The sequence below is a fragment of the Moorena sp. SIO4E2 genome, assembly GCF_010671945.1.
Taxonomy (GTDB): Bacteria; Cyanobacteriota; Cyanobacteriia; order Cyanobacteriales; family Coleofasciculaceae; genus Moorena; species Moorena producens.
This window is the reverse complement of sequence record NZ_JAAHIE010000082.1, coordinates 1-20,986: the sequence shown is the minus strand read 5'-3', so window position 1 is coordinate 20,986 and position 20,986 is coordinate 1. Positions and strand designations below refer to the sequence as shown.

At 43.6% G+C, this 20,986-nt stretch carries 18 protein-coding genes; 11 read left to right on the top strand and 7 right to left on the bottom strand.

The window, feature by feature from the left end; all coding sequences use genetic code 11:
- Nucleotides 1-343 precede the first annotated feature (343 nt).
- The 5 genes from F6K37_RS11935 to F6K37_RS11915 all read left to right on the top strand — a co-directional run bounded on the left by F6K37_RS11935 (nt 344) and on the right by F6K37_RS11915 (nt 5,969).
- Nucleotides 344-1,351, top strand: coding sequence for a hydroxymethylglutaryl-CoA lyase-like TIM-barrel protein (locus F6K37_RS11935; protein ID WP_287250357.1), 1,008 nt, complete (start codon nt 344-346; stop codon nt 1,349-1,351).
- Between the two features lie 251 nt (nt 1,352-1,602).
- Nucleotides 1,603-2,841, top strand: a complete 1,239-nt coding sequence (locus F6K37_RS11930; protein WP_287250355.1) for a pyridoxal phosphate-dependent aminotransferase — start codon at nt 1,603-1,605, stop codon at nt 2,839-2,841.
- Between the two features lie 5 nt (nt 2,842-2,846).
- Nucleotides 2,847-4,256 (top strand): flavocytochrome c, encoded by a 1,410-nt coding sequence (locus tag F6K37_RS11925; protein WP_287250352.1) that lies wholly within the window; start codon nt 2,847-2,849, stop codon nt 4,254-4,256.
- Between the two features lie 318 nt (nt 4,257-4,574).
- Nucleotides 4,575-5,303 carry a phytanoyl-CoA dioxygenase family protein gene (locus F6K37_RS11920; protein WP_287250349.1) on the top strand — a complete coding sequence of 243 codons (729 nt, stop codon included), beginning with the start codon at nt 4,575-4,577 and terminating at the stop codon, nt 5,301-5,303.
- Between the two features lie 51 nt (nt 5,304-5,354).
- Entirely contained in the window at nt 5,355-5,969 is a 615-nt protein-coding gene (locus F6K37_RS11915) for a class I SAM-dependent DNA methyltransferase (protein WP_287250347.1), read from the top strand.
- A 226-nt stretch (nt 5,970-6,195) separates the two neighbouring features.
- On the opposite strand, the gene F6K37_RS11910 is transcribed toward F6K37_RS11915, so the two are convergent.
- A complete protein-coding gene (locus tag F6K37_RS11910; RefSeq protein WP_154659698.1) occupies nt 6,196-6,354 on the bottom strand; it encodes a hypothetical protein in 159 nt (52 codons plus the stop codon).
- Nucleotides 6,355-6,680: 326 nt separating this feature from the next.
- Here F6K37_RS11910 and F6K37_RS11905 point away from each other — a divergent pair, with 326 nt between their 5' ends.
- Nucleotides 6,681-7,001 carry a hypothetical protein gene (locus tag F6K37_RS11905; protein ID WP_008180860.1) on the top strand — a complete coding sequence of 107 codons (321 nt, stop codon included), beginning with the start codon at nt 6,681-6,683 and terminating at the stop codon, nt 6,999-7,001.
- A 222-nt stretch (nt 7,002-7,223) separates the two neighbouring features.
- Here the strand turns inward: F6K37_RS11905 and F6K37_RS11900 are convergent, their stop codons facing one another.
- Together F6K37_RS11900 and F6K37_RS11895 are read right to left on the bottom strand one after the other, a co-directional pair.
- A complete protein-coding gene (locus F6K37_RS11900) occupies nt 7,224-8,429 on the bottom strand; it encodes an RNA-guided endonuclease InsQ/TnpB family protein (RefSeq protein ID WP_008180859.1) in 1,206 nt (401 codons plus the stop codon).
- Nucleotides 8,353-8,820 (bottom strand): IS607 family transposase, encoded by a 468-nt coding sequence (locus F6K37_RS11895; protein ID WP_229414350.1) that lies wholly within the window; start codon nt 8,818-8,820, stop codon nt 8,353-8,355. The genes F6K37_RS11900 and F6K37_RS11895 overlap by 77 nt, the downstream gene beginning before the upstream one ends.
- A gap of 1,155 nt (nt 8,821-9,975) precedes the next feature.
- On the opposite strand from F6K37_RS11895, the gene psbB reads away from it, so the two are divergent.
- The 4 genes from psbB (at nt 9,976) to ftsH (ending at nt 14,786) form a co-directional block, all read left to right on the top strand.
- Entirely contained in the window at nt 9,976-11,508 is a 1,533-nt protein-coding gene (psbB, locus tag F6K37_RS11890) for a photosystem II chlorophyll-binding protein CP47 (RefSeq protein WP_287250341.1), read from the top strand.
- Between the two features lie 137 nt (nt 11,509-11,645).
- Complete coding sequence (locus tag F6K37_RS11885; RefSeq protein WP_008180851.1) at nt 11,646-11,741, top strand: photosystem II reaction center protein T; 96 nt, start codon at nt 11,646-11,648, stop codon at nt 11,739-11,741.
- Nucleotides 11,742-11,952: 211 nt separating this feature from the next.
- Nucleotides 11,953-12,483 (top strand): transcriptional regulator NrdR, encoded by a 531-nt coding sequence (nrdR, locus tag F6K37_RS11880; protein ID WP_287250339.1) that lies wholly within the window; start codon nt 11,953-11,955, stop codon nt 12,481-12,483.
- 353 nt (nt 12,484-12,836) lie between these two features.
- Nucleotides 12,837-14,786 (top strand): ATP-dependent zinc metalloprotease FtsH, encoded by a 1,950-nt coding sequence (gene ftsH, locus F6K37_RS11875; protein ID WP_287250337.1) that lies wholly within the window; start codon nt 12,837-12,839, stop codon nt 14,784-14,786.
- 95 nt (nt 14,787-14,881) lie between these two features.
- Here ftsH and F6K37_RS11870 read toward each other — a convergent pair whose 3' ends face one another.
- Nucleotides 14,882-15,493, bottom strand: a complete 612-nt coding sequence (locus tag F6K37_RS11870; protein ID WP_008180846.1) for a M23 family metallopeptidase — start codon at nt 15,491-15,493, stop codon at nt 14,882-14,884.
- A 740-nt stretch (nt 15,494-16,233) separates the two neighbouring features.
- Between F6K37_RS11870 and F6K37_RS11865 the strand changes: the two genes are divergently transcribed.
- Nucleotides 16,234-16,611: a hypothetical protein gene (locus tag F6K37_RS11865; protein WP_044492400.1), complete on the top strand. Its 378-nt coding sequence runs from the start codon at nt 16,234-16,236 to the stop codon at nt 16,609-16,611.
- A gap of 245 nt (nt 16,612-16,856) precedes the next feature.
- Here F6K37_RS11865 and F6K37_RS11860 read toward each other — a convergent pair whose 3' ends face one another.
- The 3 genes from F6K37_RS11860 to F6K37_RS11850 all read right to left on the bottom strand — a co-directional run bounded on the left by F6K37_RS11860 (nt 16,857) and on the right by F6K37_RS11850 (nt 20,481).
- Entirely contained in the window at nt 16,857-18,986 is a 2,130-nt protein-coding gene (locus F6K37_RS11860; RefSeq protein WP_287250334.1) for an AAA family ATPase, read from the bottom strand.
- 859 nt (nt 18,987-19,845) lie between these two features.
- Complete coding sequence (locus tag F6K37_RS11855; protein WP_143764196.1) at nt 19,846-20,148, bottom strand: hypothetical protein; 303 nt, start codon at nt 20,146-20,148, stop codon at nt 19,846-19,848.
- Nucleotides 20,149-20,259: 111 nt separating this feature from the next.
- A complete protein-coding gene (locus F6K37_RS11850) occupies nt 20,260-20,481 on the bottom strand; it encodes a hypothetical protein (RefSeq protein ID WP_075873662.1) in 222 nt (73 codons plus the stop codon).
- Nucleotides 20,482-20,986: the final 505 nt, after the last annotated feature.

Here is a 20,986-nt window from a genome sequence, read left to right as displayed (position 1 = left end):
TTCCTGAACTACTGCTGACTTTTTCAGCTGGTCACCCACCAGGAGGTATTGACTCAAACTATTACTCTGACTAATTTGTCAGTTTTACTGAGATCTAGTCTACCGTACTTTTAAAAGAGCCGCACCCATATCATTTTTGGTGTTTGACCCCGTGGTGCGTTACGGGGCAGCCTTTCCAAAGGCTGGCTACTAGGCTGAAAATGACGGCGAGCCCCCCTAAAGCACCACTAGCAACATTTTAAAATATGAGATGCACCCGTTGAAGTCTACCTGGATAATTCAATAATTTTATAGAGGTAGTGCTTGCTCATGCTGGAGCTAGTTAAAGGAACAATAATAACAGATGCAAAGCTTACAATTACCTCAATGTCTAGGGCGAAGGATTGCAGTCAGTAACATTCTAGACGTAACCCTAAGGGATGGGGGCTATTTAAATCGGTGGCAATTTTCATTAGAAGAAAGCAAAAGCATATTGAATTTTTTACGGGATCAGGGATTGAGTCAAGTTGAGGTGGGTTTTCTACGCACACCCGAAAGAAGTACATCTCCAGTGAATGGTTGCCCAAAAGAGTTTTTAGCAGAGATTCAGCAGTTATATCCTGAGATGTCTTTAGTCTGTATGCTCAATCCAGCCGAGGATAACTGGCAGGCAGCAGTAGCTGACAAGTTAGACCAGATCTCGTTGCTGCGGATGCCCTGTACCGCTGATCTGGTTGACAAGGCATTAGAAATCGCTAATCATCTTAAAAAACAATCCAGCCATCTCAAAATCAGTTTAAATCTGATCTGTGTTTCATCCTATTCACTGGCGGAAATTGAGTGTCTGCTCAGAACGATTGCCCCATCGAAAAACGTGGATATTGTCTACCTAGCTGATTCTAGAGGCGCACTTTATCCTGATCAGGTTAACGCCATGATGGCATTAGTCAGAGAGATTTGCCCACAATCGTTAGGGTTTCATGCCCACGATACTTTGGGATATGCGATTGAGAACTCTAACCAAGCCTTTGCCCAGGGATGTGATTGGATTGATGTGACGTTAAATGGCTTTGGCTTAGCCGGAGGGAACACGCCATTAGGTGGGTATCTGGCTAACCACGATTTGCAATCCTCAGGGCAGTCGATTCAAGCCGAAGTCACGGATTTTTGCCAAAAGCATTTGTCTTTGAGGCACCCAGATTCGTTGACACGTCAACGTTATCGATTGCTCGCTGGAAAAAATATTGATCCGGTTTGGTGTGATCAATTGCTGGAAAAATATCCAGATACTCTTAATGAAAAAGTCGAAAAACTTCCACGTCAGAATCATAAAAACATTGATTCAGTTTTAGACCTGATGATAGATTGCTGAACCTTGTTATTTCAAATCTGGTTGTGAATACCCACTAAAAATTGAGTTCAGGCAGGAGGTAGAAGGCAGCTAGGCTAGAGTGTTTGATCATGGAGGATGAAAAAAGGAGTTATGAGAACCAGATTTAGGATCAATAAATGACTCTAACTGTGGTACACAACAGAAAACAATGAGTTTTATTCTGTTGAACATAGAAGTTATTCCTACAGTATTGATCACACCAATTGAAAAGTAAGCTTAAAAAGATAAAAATGATCGTAATGCATGAAAGTGACGTATCATGTCCGCCCCTGGCAATGGACATCATTATGGAGGTTTTTGATCGCGCCAATCACCAAGGACTGGAACCTATCAATTTTGGTAAGGGAATATCTTCCTTTAACCCATTTGATCACGTGGATGTCAATCTCGATAGTGTGCTGCTCGGTCACCACGTCGGGTACGGCAATATCAATGGTATTAACAGTTTGCGTCAAGCCATCTGCCGCTACTATCAGGAAAAATTTGATTACGATCTCTCCCCAGATCGGGTCTGCATTACGAACGGTGCTTCTGGTGCGTTGACCCTTGCATTTGCAATGCTACTGAATAAGGGAGATGAAATCATCCTATCTGAAGCTTGCTATCCAGCTTACAACGTATTAGCCAAGATTTTTGGGGTCAATTGTCGTTTAGCTCCCATGGGAGATGACTATTGCATTGATATTGAACAATTGCCACACCAGATCTCCAATAGAACCAAAGCAATTGTGATCAATTCACCCAGCAATCCATACGGTACATTTTTGCAAGACCATCAGCTAGAAGCGATCGCTAATTTAGGTGTTCCCGTTATTTTTGATGAAGTCTACCAAGCTTTACCCCTCAACGATGAACCCATTCCCAGTGCCATTGGTTTTTCTGACCGTCATCTGATAATTAGCAGTCTATCCAAATCCTTGGCAATTGCTGGTGTCCGCGTAGGATATTTGATTGTGCCTGAATCACAGGTGGAATTGATGACCAACGTCAAAGCCGTTCTCAATATGTGTACCAGTTTACCCAGCCAACTGATTGCGGAGAACCTGATACAACACTGGGATGAATTGGTGAGCAAACACCGATATCTGTTGCGCTACAATTGGTTGCTGTTTGAGCGCACAGCCAAACGCCTTGGATTAAAACTGCGAACTCACCCTCAAGCTGGCTTTTTTGCGCTAGTAGATGTGGCAGAGGCAGAACAAGATGCCATGGAATTATCGCTGCATCTGGCTCAGAATTATGCTCTGAGTTCCACTCCTGGCATTGATTTTCATGAGCACGATCATGCCTTTTTGCGATTAAATTTTGCCTGCCCTGGCCATCAAATTGAAACTGGTTTAACCCGGCTAGCAGGCTATGTGCTGGGATCAGAACTATCCCTACAGCAGCCAGGCAGAAAGAGTGGGGCAGTCAATGCAAGTCATGGAGCAAAAAACCTTGGGCAAAAGTCATATATTGAGAGCAAGTGAATGATATGGCTGATACTAGTAACGCGATCGCTGATGTTGTAGTGGTAGGGAGTGGCTTTGCTGGTCTGAGTGCGGCGATCTCCGCGTCCCAAGCTGGCGCATCAGTCATTGTCTTGGAGAAGGAAAACAGCCTCGGCGGTAACTCAGTTGTTAGTGGAGGAACTGTGACCGTTGTGGGTTCTCCGATTCAAGCCAGAGAAGGCATCCAAGACTCTTTCAGCCTGTTGAAATCAGATATGTGCCAGGCAGGACAACAGAGAAACAATCCGCGCTTGGTTCAACAGGTGATCGAGCAATCCTACCCCACTTTTGAGTGGCTCACGAATGAACTTGGTGTGAAATTCAAGGATCGAGTGGATCAGTATGGTGGCCACTCTGTACCTCGCAACCACACACCAGAAGACGTGTCAGGTGCCGCCATGATCACTGCACTGTTGACTAAAGCCAAGCAACTCGGGGTCGAAATTAGAACCCAAACTCGCCTGAGCAAATTACTGGTAAACTCCCAGAGAGATACCCATCCGATCCTCACAGGAGTAGAAGTGCAAACAACCAAGCCATCAGCTCCGATCCAGCAGATTAACGTTAACCAGGGAGTCGTTTTAGCAACAGGGGGCTTCTCCGGAGATACCGGTTTTCGGCAGCAATACGCTCCCCATCTCCCCCCCAATCTGGATCACACCAATGTCCCCAATACCAGCGCAGAAGCCTTGGTAGAAGCCATCAGAATTGGTGCCCAGTGCCTCGATTTGGATCAGATTCAGCTTGCTCCCTGGGTCTCTCCAGATGAAACAGGCTATGGCATTGCTCCACTCTTTGCTAGCTATACGGTGCTAGCCTATGGATTAGCGCTTGATCCAGCTACTGGAAAACGCTTTATTAATGAACTGGCTGATCGTAAACGGTGGACAGATAAGTTGTTAGAAATTGGTCATCCTTGTATTGGCATTGCCGATGCTGCGGGAATGCAAAATTCTGGCATTGATATCGAACCTGATTTAGATCGAGGCGTGGTGAAAAAATTTGAGACCCTATCGTCTTTAGCAAGCACGTATCAGATTCCCTTAGAGAAACTCAACCAAACCATCAGTCGATATAACTCCTTTGTGGAACAGCATCAAGACCCAGAGTTTGGTAAATTTATACGGGATTATGCCAAGCCCTTGAGTTCCCCCTTTTATGGCGTTCGATTATGGCCTAAAGTGCATTACACTATGGGAGGCCTTAAAATTGATGTTCGCGGGCGGGTTCTGGGGAAAGGCGATCGCCCGATTATCGGGCTGTATGCCGCAGGAGAAGTCACAGGCGGTATTCACGGAGCCTGCCGTCTAGGGGGGTGTGCCATCACGGAATGTCTGGTTTTTGGGCGAATCGCGGGTAGAGAAGCAGCAACCCACACTCAAGTCCCTTCCTAGAAGCCTCAGTGAGCAATCAGATCCATTTTTCAATCGTAATAATAATTAACTTTACCTAATGGTAAAAATGATTGACTATCCCTCTCAATCTTTGTAATATATTGATGGTTTTTTTTAATTTAAACAGAAACAAAAATGATTACTTCATCATTAAAATTAACAGAGCAAGATATTGCAAATTTTCAAAAAAAATGATTTTTCAAGCTGAAATTATTTCTGGCACCAGAGGCAATAAAATGTCTTGATGGAATCTTAGAACAGGAGCTTGAAGATGCAAAAATAGCCTATGAAGATGCATTTTCAAAGTATAAATTTGATATGGAAAACAATGAAGATATCGAAATAATTCAGCATCCTCTATTTCAATCAACATTCGCGAAGCTTTGCGAATGCTCGTTATTCTATACTCAACACATGGCCTATGAAATAGAGAAAAACACCAATTCAGGATTCGAGTGGCACGCCGATATGTTGAGTTTTGCCTGCCAGCAATTAGAAGATTTTGGCTGTACCCTTTGGATTCCCTTAACCAAGATAGATACAAATGCACAAGCAGGAGGGATGAGCTATGTCTCAAAGGAAAAATTTTCTGGAAGATTTCTTTATGACTATGCATTAATCCTTTCTTCTTATGTACAAGGCTTGCAAGCACAAGATGCAGCTCCATCGAAAGAGGAAATGGGGCGTTTAGAATCTTTGATGGTTAACTCACCTGAGGTTGATACAATTCTCAGAACTCAGGCTGAAACGGATGACTTTGAATTAGGCGATGCACTTTTGTTTGACAAGGAGGTGATGCATCGGACTTGTCTATTGACCGAGGGTCCCATTAATAGGAGAAGAGCCTTTGTGATGAGATTTATCGCAGCAGATTCAACCTATGATTTAGATAGGGTTCAAAAACTTAAACCCTTTATCGACATTTTGGGCTACGGCTTTTTCACTACTTTTGCCCTAGATGTCTGTAAGGAAGAGGGTGAATTGATTATGGAGAGTCCATTGTTTAATACGACAAAAGCTCAAAGACTGATCCCAGTTAAGCAATAGGGATGTTTGATACCAATTTTGATTGTTCTCTAGATAAGCAGGTCTACCGTTATGCAGACTCACCAAGAACGCTATGATCAATGGGCACCGGACTACAACCGAGATGTTGCAGCCAGAAACTACGATGGGCCAGAATACATCGTTCGTTATCTGATGGAAATAGTCAACAGTGGCAAAGTGTTGATCAATCCAACAAATCCTGATTTTAAGGTCATTGATGTGGGATGCGGCTCAGGGTTGGTTGGCAAAGGCTTACAGGAGCAGGGTTTTCGGCATATTGATGGGACAGATTTATCCCAGGGCATGATTGTAGAAGCCCATAAAACTGGAGCCTACCAAACCTTAATTGGATGGGTTGATTTAAAGCATCCACTGCCATTTTTTATGCATGGACAGTATGACCTAACCCTCTGCTGTGGTGTGTTTGCCCTGGACTTTGTTGAACCTCAATCTCTGAAATGGTTAGCACAGGTCACAAAGCCAGGAGGAACTATTATCATGAGTACCAAAACAACGTATTACAACACCTACGACTTTGAGGGTTACTACAAACAGTTGCAATCTGAGGGTAAGATTAAACTCGTTGATTGCCGTATGGATCAGCCTTATTTGGGAACTGAAGCCGACGGCCATTACTGGATCTTTTCGGTAAACGGCGCGTCATGAGGTGATTGTGCAGGACTAAATGCTTGTCATATCAAGCTTGGAGTCTATATATAGCCAATCCAATAGGTTGTATAAAGCCAGGTTATATAAGAATTGGATTGGCTTTTATTGTCCTTTTTTTTATCTGGATTATCGATTATTTTACACATCAATTGATCCCCAAAGCAGCTACATAAAAAAACTATGGTCAAGTAAAAATGCTTTGTAAGCATATGCTTACCTAAAATTAACCTTTGAGAACAAAAATATCAATACCTCCTTTAAGGATAACTCCCTGATCTTGATCAGAAATTGGCTGATAGCTGATAGCTGATAGCAGCTCAAGTAGCACCATCTGTAGCGCCTTAGCTGACTGCTGTAAATCATATACTGATGATTTTGTCAAATTCTATAAATTTCCACTACACCCCACACCTAGTCTTAACCGACAAGCTTGGGGGTGCATCTCATTTTTGCAATTAAACAAAAATTCTAATAAAATTCCCAAACTGCCTACACTACCCACCCTCCCTAAAATCCCCACGCTTCCGACACTTCCGGCACTTCCCTTCTTTTTTACAAAGATGAGATGCACCCCAAGCTTGGTGCGTAAGTCCTGAAATTCACCAATTGCAGTTGTTGCATAAAATTTGAATTAAATCGTCAATTTAAGCTGAAAAATTCAATTTGAGTGGAAAATAGAAATATAGAGCAGGATTAGCGAAGAGCAACGTGAAATATTTCTTTTTATCGGAAGGCTGGATAGTCGGGCGCGTTTGGGAGTTTGGAGGTCTTTGGAACGAAAACGCTTGGCGACGCCTGCCAGAAATTAAGCAAATGAACCTTTCTATCCTAGAGCAAGGAGAAAAATTGTGGCTCTATCAGGTTGAAGACCTTGTGGTTATGGTTGAAGTCAAACCCATGCCTAACACCTCACCTGAGTCAGCAAAAACTATTGGTCAAGTTGTCCTAAAACGCTTGATCACTGCTGAGCAAGTTATCGAACGCTTAGCCATGACAAATACTGAAATCATGGTAGGGGGCAAAGGTTAACTGGTACAGGGAAAAGGCACGAGGGGACAAGGAAGAAGAGGGTGAAGAGGGTGAGGATAGGGAATATGAGGAAATAATACTTTTGATTGCGATTTGTGATCAAAGCTATAGCTTGGGTTAGCAGTTAATCAAAAAACCCTAGCCATAGGATTGGAGCGTAATACCGAGTTGCATATCAATAGCCGATACTTTTTAGCTACCAATATCTACCAAAAGCAAATATTAGCCCGCCAATGCAAGATGATTTCTCATCCAGGGTGTATCTACCAAAGCTCGTATAAATATTCCACGAGCGCCATTTAGATCTCGATCCATTCTCTGACCATCAACTTTTGATTTGATAATTTTGCTGCTACCAATCTTGACCAGCTCACCTGTCCAACTGACAGTTTTGCTGGTGTAGGCTTCGCACACATCCAGGACTTGCTTTCCAGTCTCGAAAGCTTTGTGCTTGAGGAACTGCTTGAACCTGTAGTGAGCCAAGTTCATCAGATTGCGAACAGTCTTTGAGTGAATCTTGCGACTCCCACGTTTTGACATCTGGGATGTCTCGAACGTAGGGAGTAAAATCACATCAAAGTTGTCAACCAAAAACCTGGCCGCCTTGTGATGCAGTTCATTGACTAGATTCTGTATCTTGATAGTCATTCTTCTGGCAGCTTTTTTCATTCTTCGCTTTTGCTTTCCTTTAGAAAAGCTGATTTTACCAACCAACTTGTCTAGGTGAGCACATAGGCGTTGGATGCCAGAGAAATCTCCTTCACCAATCTTCCCTACAGAGTTTTCGCTGAAGAATGTCAAAAAGGTTCTCACACCGGGATCGAGCGCAACCACCCTACCTTGATTCTCGGCTTTTTTTGGGGCTGCTTTGTAGGGAACTACTAGATAATAGTTCCCGTTGGTGCTAGTTAATCGACAATCACAAATGTGATCTGGTAGCGATTCAGTAAAGCTTAACTCGCCTAATTTTGTGCGATAAATACCAATAGCTGTAACAGCCGATTTAGGAATATAACAAGACTGGACGGGGTTTTTGCGAGACCTAAACCGAACTCGATTGACCTGCCCAGTTTTCTGGTATTTTTTCTTGGCTTCCCTGATGGCGGTACAGGCATCCTTAATCGCTATAGACTTAATTTGATAAGGCACTGCCTTGCACCACTCAGGGAGATTGTTAAGAATCTCAGTCTTGATCCGTTTCCAGTTAGCCTTTACTGAGCCATCTTGAAGTATCTCGACGGTCTTATTAAAAACATAACGGGAAACTCCAAGCCATTGATTAACCATCTGTTTCTGGCTTTTATCAAGGTAAATCTTGATCTTCTTTGATTTTTTTACCGTACTTCCTGAGTCAATGGACTCGACAGCTGAAGAGGTGAACAATGGAGAGAAGATCCGCGACCAGCTCTGAGTGTAGGCAACTTTCATGGTTGTCGAGAACCACGATTTTTCCACCGTTGGATTCGACCAGGTACTGTACAAGTTCAAACCCAAACCGGGCGAGTCTGTCTCTACAGGCAACAATAAGCGTGAATTGATCTCCTCGCATAAGTCTATCCAGTATGGTTTTAAGCCCAAATCTTTTGAAATTAAGCCCCGATCCGATGTCCTTGATGATTTCGCAGTCTGGGAGTGAGTGCATATAGGCGATTTCCCTGTCAAGGTCATCTCGTTGTTTTGTTGAGCTGACCCGACAGTAGCAGATTGTGTAATCATGCTTGGGTTTTGATTGCTTGATGTAGTTTTCAACGTCAAACAATCTATGCCCCCCTTCTGTTGTGAGTGAATCAATTGTGCCATTATCTGCGTACTTCCTCAATTTATTTTTGGATAATCCCGTAAGTTCGACCGCCTTACGAAGTAGGACTCAACTCATCGGTCAATACTACCAATGATTGGCAGTTTATGGTAGATATTGGACAAGTTTTTGATACTGTCCACTAACCCCCGCACTGATGCTGTGATCGTGGCGAATTTCTTGGCTCGCAACTACAACTGGATGAGTAATACAACCAATTATATCCCGATACTTTTTAGCTACCAAAGTCTACCAAGATAGACCAAGGCTCGCCAAGGCAAGATGCAATAGCATCCAGGGGGTATCTCCCAAAGCTCTCGGGAATATCCCGCGAGCGCCATAAAAATGTCAAAAAAGTCTAACACCGGGATGTAACCGCAACTATTAAACCCTTGGTTTTCGGCTTTAATTTAAGTTACATAATAATCCCTGTCGGTGTTACCCTAATTTAAGTCTAACAAATAATAAGAGTTTTTGGTAGACTCTGCGACATTTTCTCTAGCTGTTTACTAACCCTTTTAGCCCCAGCTTTCCCCAACTCTGGACTCTTCCCCCTATTCCCCCTGCCCTCTTAAGTGCTTTAGGTGATATGGTTTGAACTCAACTTGCCATAAGTCCTATGCTTATGCCTTTTTCCTTTCAACATACCTTTTTCATTTTGATTTGTGTCCGACTATTGCTAATTAGTCAAGAGGCTACCGGACTGAATTTGAAAATTTTTAGATTTTAGAAGCTATATTGCTTTAATTTAGGCAAATACAAGGGAAATTTGCGCAATATAGCTGGTTTTAGGCTTCCGACCCTAAGCTGAGAACATGACCGTTCGCTTGCAATCGGCTCTAACAATAGTTACACTTCTTTAAACAAACTTTAGTTTCATACATACTTTGTCCTACCTAAGTTGCCAATGGCAAAATCTAGGGTGGCTACCCAAGTAGCGATACAGTTAGGTTCACACCTAACCAAGGTCGGTCGGAGAGCTTGAAAGCTCTCCAAACAGTGTCAAATTAAAGAAATCATACCGTAAGCGTTGTCAGATTAGGTTTTTAACCCCTCGAACAACGTGACTCTTAGAATCCTCTGTGTTTGAAGCGGGGGAGATTTCAAGGCGATTTCTAACATACTGATCAAAAGAAGCGTCGAAGTAAAAACTCTATATTAGGAGGAGCGTAGTCAATGGGACTACCCTGGTACCGAGTACACACGGTCGTCCTGAATGATCCAGGACGTCTGCTAGCTGTGCACTTGATGCATACAGCCCTGGTGGCAGGCTGGGCTGGTTCAATGGCCCTGTACGAATTGGCAATTTTTGATCCGAGTGACCCGGTCCTTAACCCGATGTGGCGTCAGGGGATGTTCGTCATGCCCTTTATGGCTCGTATAGGGGTCACCGATTCCTGGGGGGGCTGGAGTATCACTGGTGAAACCGTAACCAATGCAGGCTTATGGTCTTTTGAAGGTGTCGCTGCAACTCATATTATCCTTTCTGGTTTATTGTTCCTGGCTGCCGTATGGCACTGGGTTTACTGGGATTTAGATGTGTTCAGAGACCCACGGAGTGGCGACCCAGCTCTCGATTTGCCAAAAATTTTTGGCATTCACCTGTTCTTATCTGGTTTACTCTGCTTTGGCTTTGGTGCCTTTCACTTGACTGGGCTTTGGGGTCCTGGGATGTGGGTATCTGATGCCTATGGTCTCACTGGTAGTGTTCAACCCATCGCACCAGAATGGGGACCAGCAGGCTTTAACCCCTATAACCCTGGAGGTATTGTCGCTCACCATATCGCTGCTGGTGTTGTTGGGGTTATTGCCGGTTTATTCCACTTAACAGTACGACCACCAGAGCGATTGTTTAAAGCTCTACGGATGGGGAATATCGAAACGGTACTCTCCAGCAGTATCGCGGCTGTATTTTTTGCTGCGTTTGTAGTAGCAGGCACCATGTGGTACGGCAGTGCTGCCACCCCAATTGAACTGTTTGGTCCAACTCGCTATCAGTGGGATCAGGGTTATTTCCAACAGGAAATTAACCAACGGGTACAAGCTGAATTGGCTGATGGTGCTAGCTTGTCAGAAGCTTGGTCATCAATTCCAGAGAAGCTGGCATTCTATGACTATGTAGGCAACTCCCCTGCCAAAGGTGGTTTGTTCCGCACAGGTCCGATGGACAAAGGGGATGGAATTGCTGAAGGTTGGCTAGGTCATGCGGTGTTCACAGACAGTGAAGGTCGGGATCTGACCGTTCGTCGGATGCCGAACTTCTTTGAAACCTTCCCTATCATTTTGACCGATGCTAATGGTGTAGTTCGTGCGGACATACCTTTCCGACGGGCTGAATCTAGGTATAGTTTCGAGCAAGCTGGTGTCACAGTTAGCTTCTACGGTGGAGTTCTTGATGGTCAAACCTTTACTGACCCATTCGATGTGAAGCAATACGCTCGTACTGCTCAGCTGGGTGAGGGCTTTGAATTTGACCGTGAAACCTTAAACTCTGATGGTGTATTCCGCACTAGTACTCGGGGTTGGTTCACCTTTGGTCATGCTGTCTTTGCTCTGTTGTTCTTCTTTGGGCACATCTGGCATGGCTCACGCACCCTCTATCGAGATGTGTTTGCTGGTGTCGATCCTGACCTAGAGGAAGAGCAAGTCGAGTGGGGCTTCTTCCAGAAGCTTGGTGATAAGAGTACCCGTAGGACAGAGCCTATCTAGAGGTTAAATATCTCTTATCACAGTTTGACTTAAAAGCAAAAGGCAGAAGAAAAGAAATTTTTCTTTTGCCTTTTGGCTATTTCTGTGGTCTATGCAAGGTAGACTGGTAAGTGAGAAGATAACCAACAATTATAGCTATGGAATCAGTTGCTTATATCTTAATCTTGACCTTAGCCCTAGGCACCCTATTTTTTGCCATTGCTTTTCGGGAACCGCCTAAGATTGGTAAGTAGTTTACCTCGATTTACTCAGATCGAAATTCAACAGTTCTGTGGATGCTCTGAGCCGCAATACCCTGTGCATGACCCTATAGGATATAGGGAAGTTGATAGGTCTATATCGGCTCACCTTCCATATAATTGTTATTTTGACAGTATCGACTCTTAGGGCGTTCCAAATATCTGCCGCCAATCAGTCCACTCAGCAAGAAAACAAAATTATCTTATGCGATGCCCCTCTTGTCACCACACCGAGAGCCGCGTTCTTGAGTCTCGTTCTACTGAGGCAGGGAAAAGTGTGAGGCGACGTCGGGAGTGTTTGGGATGCAAACATCGCTTCACGACATATGAGCGGATCGAATTTGTGCCAATAACTGTGCTCAAGCGGGATGGCAAGCGGGAATCATTTGACCGTTCCAAGTTGTTACGGGGAATTGTACGTGCTTGTGAAAAAACCGGCATTCTCCAAAAACGCCTGGAAGCATTGGTTGATGAGATTGAAGCAGAATTACAACAGCGATTTGGTCGGGAAGTCATCAGTCACGAAATTGGTGAGTTAGTCTTGCGCTACCTACGTTCGGAGAGTGAAGTGGCTTATGTACGCTTTGCTTCCGTCTATGGAAAATTTCAAGGGATTAGAGATTTTGTCACTACCCTAGAGGATCTCCAACAGGAAGATGTACCAATGGAAATCCCCCAGGTTCCGCCAACCCCCTCAGATCAGGTAGAAGAAATAAAGACATCCACTTCGGTGTAATTGATCAGATGTTTGTTGAATGTTGACGGTTGATGGTTGACTCTCAAAAGTACAAGGTCAACTAGTGATCTCGTGTCCAGTTGTATGGTTACCATTTGTAGAGATGTTCCAGGCAAGGTATCTACAGCAGAGAGGATTAAGAAAAAAACAGGGTGAGGTTTGCAAACCCCATCTAGGCAAGAGCAGGTTACCGATGCTAGCGGACTTCAGATGAGTTTCTTACAGCTAAAGCCGGATTTTAGGGAGCTAGACTAGAAAGTGAAAGAAATTTCAACTCAAGGGCGTGAATTCATTGAAGCCTAACTAGGTTTACCCAGGAGTTGAGTCAAGGCAAGACCAAAGAGCAAACAGCCATGAAGAAACGTTTCTGGATGAGAGCATGGATGGGTAATGCAGAGGTAAACACCTCTCCACAGCCGCTGGCAAATCCTGAGGTTAGATTACAGGAACCCCAGGAAAAGCGCAAGTTAGTCAAATTCTGGCGTATTGCTGCCAGTTTGCTCCTTTGGCAAGGGGTGATACTGGGTACCCCAGCCCAAGCACAGCTTAAACAAGAGAAATCTCTAACCTATAGTGAGCTATTAAAGAAAGTTAAAAATGGGGACGTCACTAAAATAGAAATCGATGAAGCCACTAAGATTGCTAAAGTTAGCTTAGAGGGGTCCAATGAGAATGAACCTCCTCAACGAGTTGCTTTGTTCGATCAAAACTCCTTGCTACTCAAGGAACTCCGTCAACAGAATGTTCCCACTGAAATTAGGCGCTCTGCGGATAACTCAGCCGCTTTAGGTCTAATTGCCAACTTATTTTTCATTCTGTTGTTACTAGCAGGCTTGATGATGATCCTGCGACGCTCTGCGAGTAATTCTGGTCAAGCCTTAAACTTTGGCAAATCCCGAGCACGGTTTCAGATGGAAGCCAAAACCGGGGTTCTCTTTGATGATGTAGCAGGTATTCAAGAAGCTAAACAGGAATTGCAAGAAGTTGTCACATTCCTCAAACAACCAGAACGCTTTACTGCTGTTGGAGCACGGATCCCGAAAGGTGTGCTGCTAGTGGGTCCTCCAGGAACTGGTAAAACTCTCTTAGCCAAAGCGATCGCTGGTGAAGCAGGAGTTCCCTTCTTTAGCATCTCTGGTTCCGAATTCGTGGAAATGTTTGTGGGCGTTGGTGCCTCCCGTGTCCGTGACTTGTTCAGAAAAGCCAAAGAAAATGCCCCTTGCTTGGTCTTCATTGATGAAATTGATGCGGTAGGACGGCAACGGGGAGCAGGAATTGGCGGTGGAAACGATGAACGGGAGCAAACCCTTAACCAATTGCTCACGGAAATGGATGGGTTTGAAGGCAACACAGGTATTATTATTATTGCTGCCACTAATCGCCCAGATGTCCTGGATGCTGCACTATTACGTCCTGGACGCTTTGACAGACAAGTTATTGTGGATTACCCTGACTACAAAGGCAGGAATAACATTCTGGAAGTCCACGCTCGCAACAAAAAGATTGACCCTGAGGTTTGTCTAGAAACTGTTGCTAAGCGTACCCCTGGGTTTACTGGTGCTGACTTAGCCAACCTACTCAACGAAGCGGCAATCCTGACTGCCCGCCGCCGCAAAGATGCCATTACTATGCTCGAAATCAATGATGCTATTGACCGGGTGGTAGCTGGGATGGAAGGCACTCCTCTAGTGGACAGCAAGAATAAGCGATTAATTGCCTACCATGAAGTAGGACATGCTGTAATTTCTACCCTCCTACCGGATCACGACCCGGTACAGAAAGTAACCCTAATTCCCCGAGGGCAAGCCCGTGGTTTGACCTGGTATATTCCTGATGAAGAGCAAGGTTTGATTACTCGGGCTCAACTCAAAGCCCAAATTACTGCTGCTTTAGGGGGTAGAGCGGCAGAAGAAGAAATTTTTGGTGAGGCTGAAGTGACTACTGGTGCTGTTGGGGACTTGCGACAAGTTACCTCGCGAGCACGGCAGATGGTAACCCGCTTTGGAATGAGTGATTTGGGTCCTCTGTCCTTAGAAGATCCAGGGGGAGAAGTCTTTCTAGGGGGTAATGTGATTAATAGGGCTGAGTACTCAGAGAAAATTGCTGCCCACATTGATGCCCAAGTTCGCACAATTGTGCAGCATTGCCATGGCCATGCTCGTCAGTTAGTCCGGGAAAATCGGGTAATCATTGACCGATTAGTAGACCTGTTGATAGATCAAGAAACTATCGAAGGAGACCAGTTACGCAAAATTGTAGAAGAACACACCCAGATGTGCAAGGAACAATTGGTAGTTTCGTAGTTTCTAGTTAAACGATCAAAGGCATGCATGTTTGAAACATGTTAATGGTTAATGGTTAATGGTTAATGGCCATTAACCATTAGCATTTGTCCCAATCAAGCTCGTGTTTTATACATTGCACGCAGCACCTGGGCTGGGTCAACATATTGCTTGCCATACTTCAATCCCCAGTGCAGATGAGGACCAGTGGTACGACCAGTCATCCCTACTCGACCGATTCTGGCTCCAGAAGGCAACAGTTGGCCTTCCTTGATCCGAATCCCACCGGAGTTGTCAATTAAATAGCGAGTACCTCCATTTTTAACTGCGTATCCTTTCATGTGACAGTAGATGTGCTGCCACTTGCCCGATTGGATAGTTATTGAGGTGCCGCAAGCAGTACCATCAGAAATTTTAATTACTTTACCACTCCACCAGTTACGGATATAGCTTCCTTCAGGGGCAGCTATGTCTAAACCTCGGTGGAATTCCCATCCAGAACCTCTAGGAGAGGGTCGGTAACCGAAGCCAGAGGTGTAGCCCCGGAAGTTTTCTACGGGAAAGGAACCCCCTTTGGCAAAACTTCTTACTCCGGCTACCAAGGTTGAGGGAGGTTCTGATGCAGTTACTGGCTGGCTGGGGAAACTCGAATGGGTACTTAAACCGATTGAACTTGTTAAACTCAGTCCAGCGAAAATTAGAAGCCTTGATAAATAACCACTGCGCATTAGTTCTAGTCTGGCTTTAGCTAGTTAGGGGTCTTTCCATCATTCAACTCCTTGGGGACTCCCGTTATAGCCCAAAGACAAGTGCGGGAGATGGGGCGTATAAAGTGCGGACGCAGGTGACCCACACAGCCCCTTGGGAATTGAAGATCAAGTTGATTGCGATTCTTGATAATTTTAGCTAGTATAAATCTGGCATAAATTGATTTAATGCGCTCTTTCGCGTAGCGTCTCCTACGCAGAAAAAAGCACCGGTTCTTGTGCAAGCTGAAAAGCCTCTGCTAGAAACATGAACCATAAAAAAAACATACAAGTAAGCCCGATGATTTTATCGGAGGGTGTAGAGGCTGTTTGAATCAGCCAGTAAGAGTTTTATGCTCTTAAGAATCCCCTGCTGTAATCTTCGCCAAAGCCGACGCTACGCGAAGGATTTAGCGGTTTGATTGTCAATTATATCCCTCCAGATCACCTACCATCAGCAGGGTGTTTGGGTTGTTTTAGGTATTTATCAAAATCTTGAGTTTTGTTAAGATACCTCAAGAGGCTAATACACATTTAACTTGCACAATTTAAGGATTAGATTTTTTGTTAAGGGTTGACCTTTGACTAACCTTTGTGCGCGTGTCTACTGTGCGCGTGTCTACCGTTAACCGTTAACACTAAAGCGATCAACTCAAATAGAGATGTTAAATGTTGGTTAACTTAGTCATGAACTTGCCCCAGCCTACCCTATCCGTGAACTGATGCTGACTGAATTTTTGCCCTTCCGATTCGAGGTGGATACTACAGCGATCGCAGGAGCATCTTTGTGGTCTCTAGCGCTATATTTAAGCCTCTCGTCCTTGAGGCAATGGATTATGGAGCAATTGAACCGCTGGTTTAACTTTGCTGAGGGATTCTTTTACATCTCGGCTCAGGAATTTGAACGAACCCGTAAGGTCAGAGAATCTCAAAACGCTTTCTATGCGTCAATTGTCAGCATTTTGCCTTTTTTAGTCATTGGTGCAGTTTGTAACTACGCCGTGGAAATTAGCCTCGGACACAGTTGGGCAATCAGTATCGGGATTATTGCTTGTATGAGCTGTGGTGTGTATGAATTAGGGCGTCAGTCTGGGAATTGAATTTAGCTTCTTTTGGAAGCTAAAATAATTCTAGAAATAAGATAACAGTAATAAAGAGAAATAACTTGATCAATAATATGTTCGCGATCGCCTAAGGATTACAGTATTATACTTGTGGCTTAATCAGGTAAATAGCACGTAAGCATTCAGCTATCAGCCTTGGCCAAAGGCCAACGGCTGAATGCTTACAATCGCACTAGGTAAGTCGTTAGTGTAAAACTGGCTCACTACTGACCGTGGCCGGATTATTTAAGCGATCGCATTCCATCACTCCATACCTTACCCATCTTCTGATACTCCCGCCGAGTTCCCTGTAACAGATGTTCCATCATCACTGCACTACCTGCTTCAGCCGCTAGAAAAGCTGCTGCTAGGGCAATATTTTTAATATTCCCTCCACTCAATTTGAACTGCCGTGCCAAAAACTCAAAATCTAGATCTGCTGACAAGGGGATTTCCTCAGTCCAAATCCCCTCCCAAATGCGCCGACGACTAGCTTCATCTGGTGAGGGAAAGTGAACTGTAAAGGCTAACCTACGCACAAATGCCTCGTCTAAATTTTGGCGCAAATTTGTTGTCAAAATTGATATCCCCTCATATTCCTCCATCTTCTGCAACAGATACCCAACTTCAATATTGGCGTAGCGGTCATGAGCATCTCGAACTTCAGAGCGTTTGCCAAACAGAGCATCTGCCTCGTCAAACAGAAGGATAGCGTTAGCTGTTTCGGCAGCCATAAAAATGCGGTTCAAATTTTTCTCAGTCTCGCCAATGTACTTACTGACAACCTGGGATAAATCAATTTTGTATAGCTCAAGCTGTAGTTCATTAGCAATCACTTCCGCCGCCATGGTCTTACCTGTGCCTGGTGGACCTGAAAATAGTACATTTAATCCTTTGCCAATGGACAGCTTGCGGTGAAAGCCCCATTTTTCATAGACAATATGACGATACTTGGCTTGATTACAAATTTCTTTGAGCTGAGCAAGTTGATCGGCGGGTAAGATAATGTCTTGCCAACTATACTTAAGGTTAAGTTTGCGGGCTAATTCAGTTAAATTGTTACCAGATTGGTCACGAGCCGCTGCTAATAAGTCATTTAGGGTTGGCTTAATTGTACTGTTTAATGGCAATTCTTCAAATTCGGCAGCAGCACGCCACAAAGCCTGATTACAAGCAGTTGTCACTGCTCCTGCTATTTGGGCTGAACTCAAGGTAAAACGATTGGCTAGGGTATCCAAGTCGCGATCGCTAAGTACAATTCCTTTAGTTTCTAAACTAGCTTGCCAGTAAACGCGCCGTTGGTAAAAATCCGGTGTAGCAAAAGGTACAGTAATCACACCCTGGAGATTGGTCAACTTTGGCACCCACGACTGTATTCCAGATAATATCACCACACCTTTCGCCTCAGTTAGTCTGTCAAGTAAGCTTTTATATAACAGATGCTGCTCTTTGGTCTGTAGTGCATCCCAACTTTCCAGACTTTCTAGATAGAGGATAGCATCGTGAAAACAGGCTTCACGGAATAACAATTTTAGCAGTTGGTCAAACTCTTCCTTAATTGCTAAAGCTTGAGCTAAATCCGCAATTAATAACTGCTTGTTCAGTTGAGCGGCAAGGGCGATCGCTCCACGGCGTTTTTCAGTAGAATGTAAACCAGAGAAATACAGATGTAGAGGCTGGCTGGTATTTTGAGCGTGTTTGACTAGCTTAGGAAGTATGTGTTTAATGTCATCCCTAATCGGTAACTTGTCCTCAACCGCAGGACTATCTATCAATTGACACCAAGATTCTAAACGCGGTTCAAGACTCTTTTGTTTTAACAGAAAATGGATAACTTGATCATCTAGCTTGAGATAATAGGATAATATTGGTGGCTTAACCTGATGAGGGTCAGGAATTAAATGAAGTAAGCCATGTTTGATTAAGGGTGCATCAGGAGCAAAATGAACTCGTTGCAACAGTTTGGCTTCAGCAGAGGGACATAGTAAATTTAAGGCTAAATCAATACTAGGTCGCCTGCGAGTGACATCATCCTGAAGATAGGCATACAGACGCTCGTAACTTAAATCAATTTCTGGAGCCAGGGCAATCAGAATCACGTCTAAATCAAATTCAGACAAACCAAAAGTCTGTTTCAGCCAGTTTAATGGTGTATTGTTAGTCTGATCAGACTCAGTTTTTTCTGCATCTACTGCAAACAAAGGTATCCCTGGTTCACGATCTAGGAGTTGTTTGACCTGATCGCGATCAATACGAAGACCTCGATAAGGGTCAGTAGCTGCTTGAGAACCGTAGACAGCTTGTGCTGTTATTACTGCTTGCTCTAGTAATTTATTTAGTCTTTCTAACGCTGAGAGTAGATAGTCGAACATGGCTTAGTTCAGAAATGTTGAATGATAGTTAAAAACCTATACAAATAGCATATAATTTTATAAAATAGAGGCTAAATTAAAATTTAATAATGTTGCTTCAATGATATATAATTTTCAAAAAATCGTCAAAAGATACGTAGGTAAATTACCTAATGATGATTATCCAGTCCTCAATACTTTCCTAAAGGTGCGCTTTCCGTTGGCGAATTTAATTCGCCCATGATTGCAACTATTTTTGTTAAAATGGTTATAATTTGTGCTATATAATATTCAAAATAGTATGATTAGTTTAGTCAAGGGTTTGAATGTGCGTGGCATAGAGGTAGACATATCGACTTTTTATAAGGCGAGCAAAGTTAGCAATCCAATGGTGTTTTATAATTTGTTCGTTGACTTAATAAAAAGTATTAATAAAAGCCAAAAAATAGGCAAGGCTAAATTAGCATTATTTCCGCGCTTATTCAACAATAGTGACCGAAATCACGCAAGCTGTTATGGAGCCAAGGTTTTCATCAAGTCAAACTATTAAGTGGCTTAAATTTATTAACAGCAGAGCCATGAGGAATAATGATTCATTTCTCTTGGTGCGCGTTCCCTAGGTCAACGATGAAACCTTGAACAGGGTAGCCTTTATAGTTGGCAGTCTGTGAGTCATAGGTTTAAGTCTTTTTAATAAGGCTACCCTGTTCTACGGTAACTTCCTGCGTCGGGAAACCCGACCGGGGTCGCACCGCGTGGGTCTTGGTCACGATAGCAAATATGGTGATAACACAATAGAATCCACTATTTAAAGTTACCGTAACAGAGTGTTTGAAGTTACCGTAGAACAGGGTCGCCTTATCACAAAGACTCAACCCTTTTATGCTAAACCGTTTCCCCCATAAAGGCGACCCTGTTGAAGGTTTCGTCTCCGGCCTTTATAGCGACAGGTTATGGGTAATACTTTTAAGTTATATGAAATAAGGCTCCCCTCTCCAAGGTTTATGTCTGAGAAATGCAAGACGCACCGTTCGCGTAGCGTGGCCGAAAGGCCAAGGTTCCCTAACACCACCACCCTATAGTTGGAGAGTAACCCAAGACTTTTTCCCAAAACAGCTGTTTGCTCATCAAAATTACTGCTGCCTTTTTTATCCAAGAACTCCGATGTAAATCGGCCAGGCACGATGATCATAGATCACGCTAACCATCAAGATATTAATCACCCCCCAACTGGTGCGGTCATACGCCAAATATATCCTATCGTTCGGCTTAAACATCTCTTCTACCAGAGCACTTACACAGGGAAACCAGATTGAAACGATATTGAACTGGTAATTTCTGAAGGGCGACTCTCAAACAAAATAGCTAACGGCAGGGCTTCAGCTAACACTTCTAGTTTGACATGTCTGAGCAATTGTAGGCTGGCAACGACTAAGGTCAGGAACAAATACCTGGTGTAATGCAGCTTATTTTTTCGGTGCGTAGTTTCGAGGTTTCCTCGAAATGCAAGACGCACCGTAGGATTTTATGGTATGGCGCACGCTATCATTTTTGGTAGATAGGTCAGGGTTACTATATTTGACCTATCTTTTTTTTGCTTCATCTGCTGTATCCCTTGCTAAACAATGGCTATACCCGCTCTGTCCCCCCGTCAGGTATTTCTATAAATTATATTTTATTTTTAGTCTTCCATCATTTTGACATAATTAAAATTTTAATCTTTTTGGGGAACTATTAATTAATAGTAATTTGAGTTAATTAGACTAAGAGCTGATTTGTAAAGTAAATCTTAAGAAGTCTGAAAGCCTTGCTATGATTGTCTTTTGGGTATTAAATAGTTCAATTGTTCTATTTGAGCGCAAGCCTTATCCTACAAGGATTACAGCGAGTTTACGAATCAGCTCTAATAAGCGATTTGGCTATCACTACTTATTTAGACAGCTTACACCCTGTTAAATCCTCAATACATAATCTTGGTCATTTGTCAAAAAAAATTAGATGCGTTTGCCCTGGCCATCACT

Bases quoted from the DNA above. Each gene is read 5' to 3' on its own strand.
- F6K37_RS11935 (WP_287250357.1), top strand. From the start codon at position 344: ATGCAAAGCTTACAATTACCTCAATGTCTAGGGCGAAGGATTGCAGTC.
- F6K37_RS11930 (WP_287250355.1), top strand. From the start codon at position 1,603: ATGATCGTAATGCATGAAAGTGACGTATCATGTCCGCCCCTGGCAATG.
- F6K37_RS11925 (WP_287250352.1), top strand. From the start codon at position 2,847: ATGGCTGATACTAGTAACGCGATCGCTGATGTTGTAGTGGTAGGGAGT.
- F6K37_RS11920 (WP_287250349.1), top strand. From the start codon at position 4,575: ATGGAAAACAATGAAGATATCGAAATAATTCAGCATCCTCTATTTCAA.
- F6K37_RS11915 (WP_287250347.1), top strand. From the start codon at position 5,355: ATGCAGACTCACCAAGAACGCTATGATCAATGGGCACCGGACTACAAC.
- F6K37_RS11900 (WP_008180859.1), bottom strand. From the start codon at position 8,429: ATGAAAGTTGCCTACACTCAGAGCTGGTCGCGGATCTTCTCTCCATTG.
- psbB (WP_287250341.1), top strand. From the start codon at position 9,976: ATGGGACTACCCTGGTACCGAGTACACACGGTCGTCCTGAATGATCCA.
- F6K37_RS11885 (WP_008180851.1), top strand. From the start codon at position 11,646: ATGGAATCAGTTGCTTATATCTTAATCTTGACCTTAGCCCTAGGCACC.
- nrdR (WP_287250339.1), top strand. From the start codon at position 11,953: ATGCGATGCCCCTCTTGTCACCACACCGAGAGCCGCGTTCTTGAGTCT.
- ftsH (WP_287250337.1), top strand. From the start codon at position 12,837: ATGAAGAAACGTTTCTGGATGAGAGCATGGATGGGTAATGCAGAGGTA.
- F6K37_RS11870 (WP_008180846.1), bottom strand. From the start codon at position 15,493: ATGCGCAGTGGTTATTTATCAAGGCTTCTAATTTTCGCTGGACTGAGT.
- F6K37_RS11865 (WP_044492400.1), top strand. From the start codon at position 16,234: ATGCTGACTGAATTTTTGCCCTTCCGATTCGAGGTGGATACTACAGCG.
- F6K37_RS11860 (WP_287250334.1), bottom strand. From the start codon at position 18,986: ATGTTCGACTATCTACTCTCAGCGTTAGAAAGACTAAATAAATTACTA.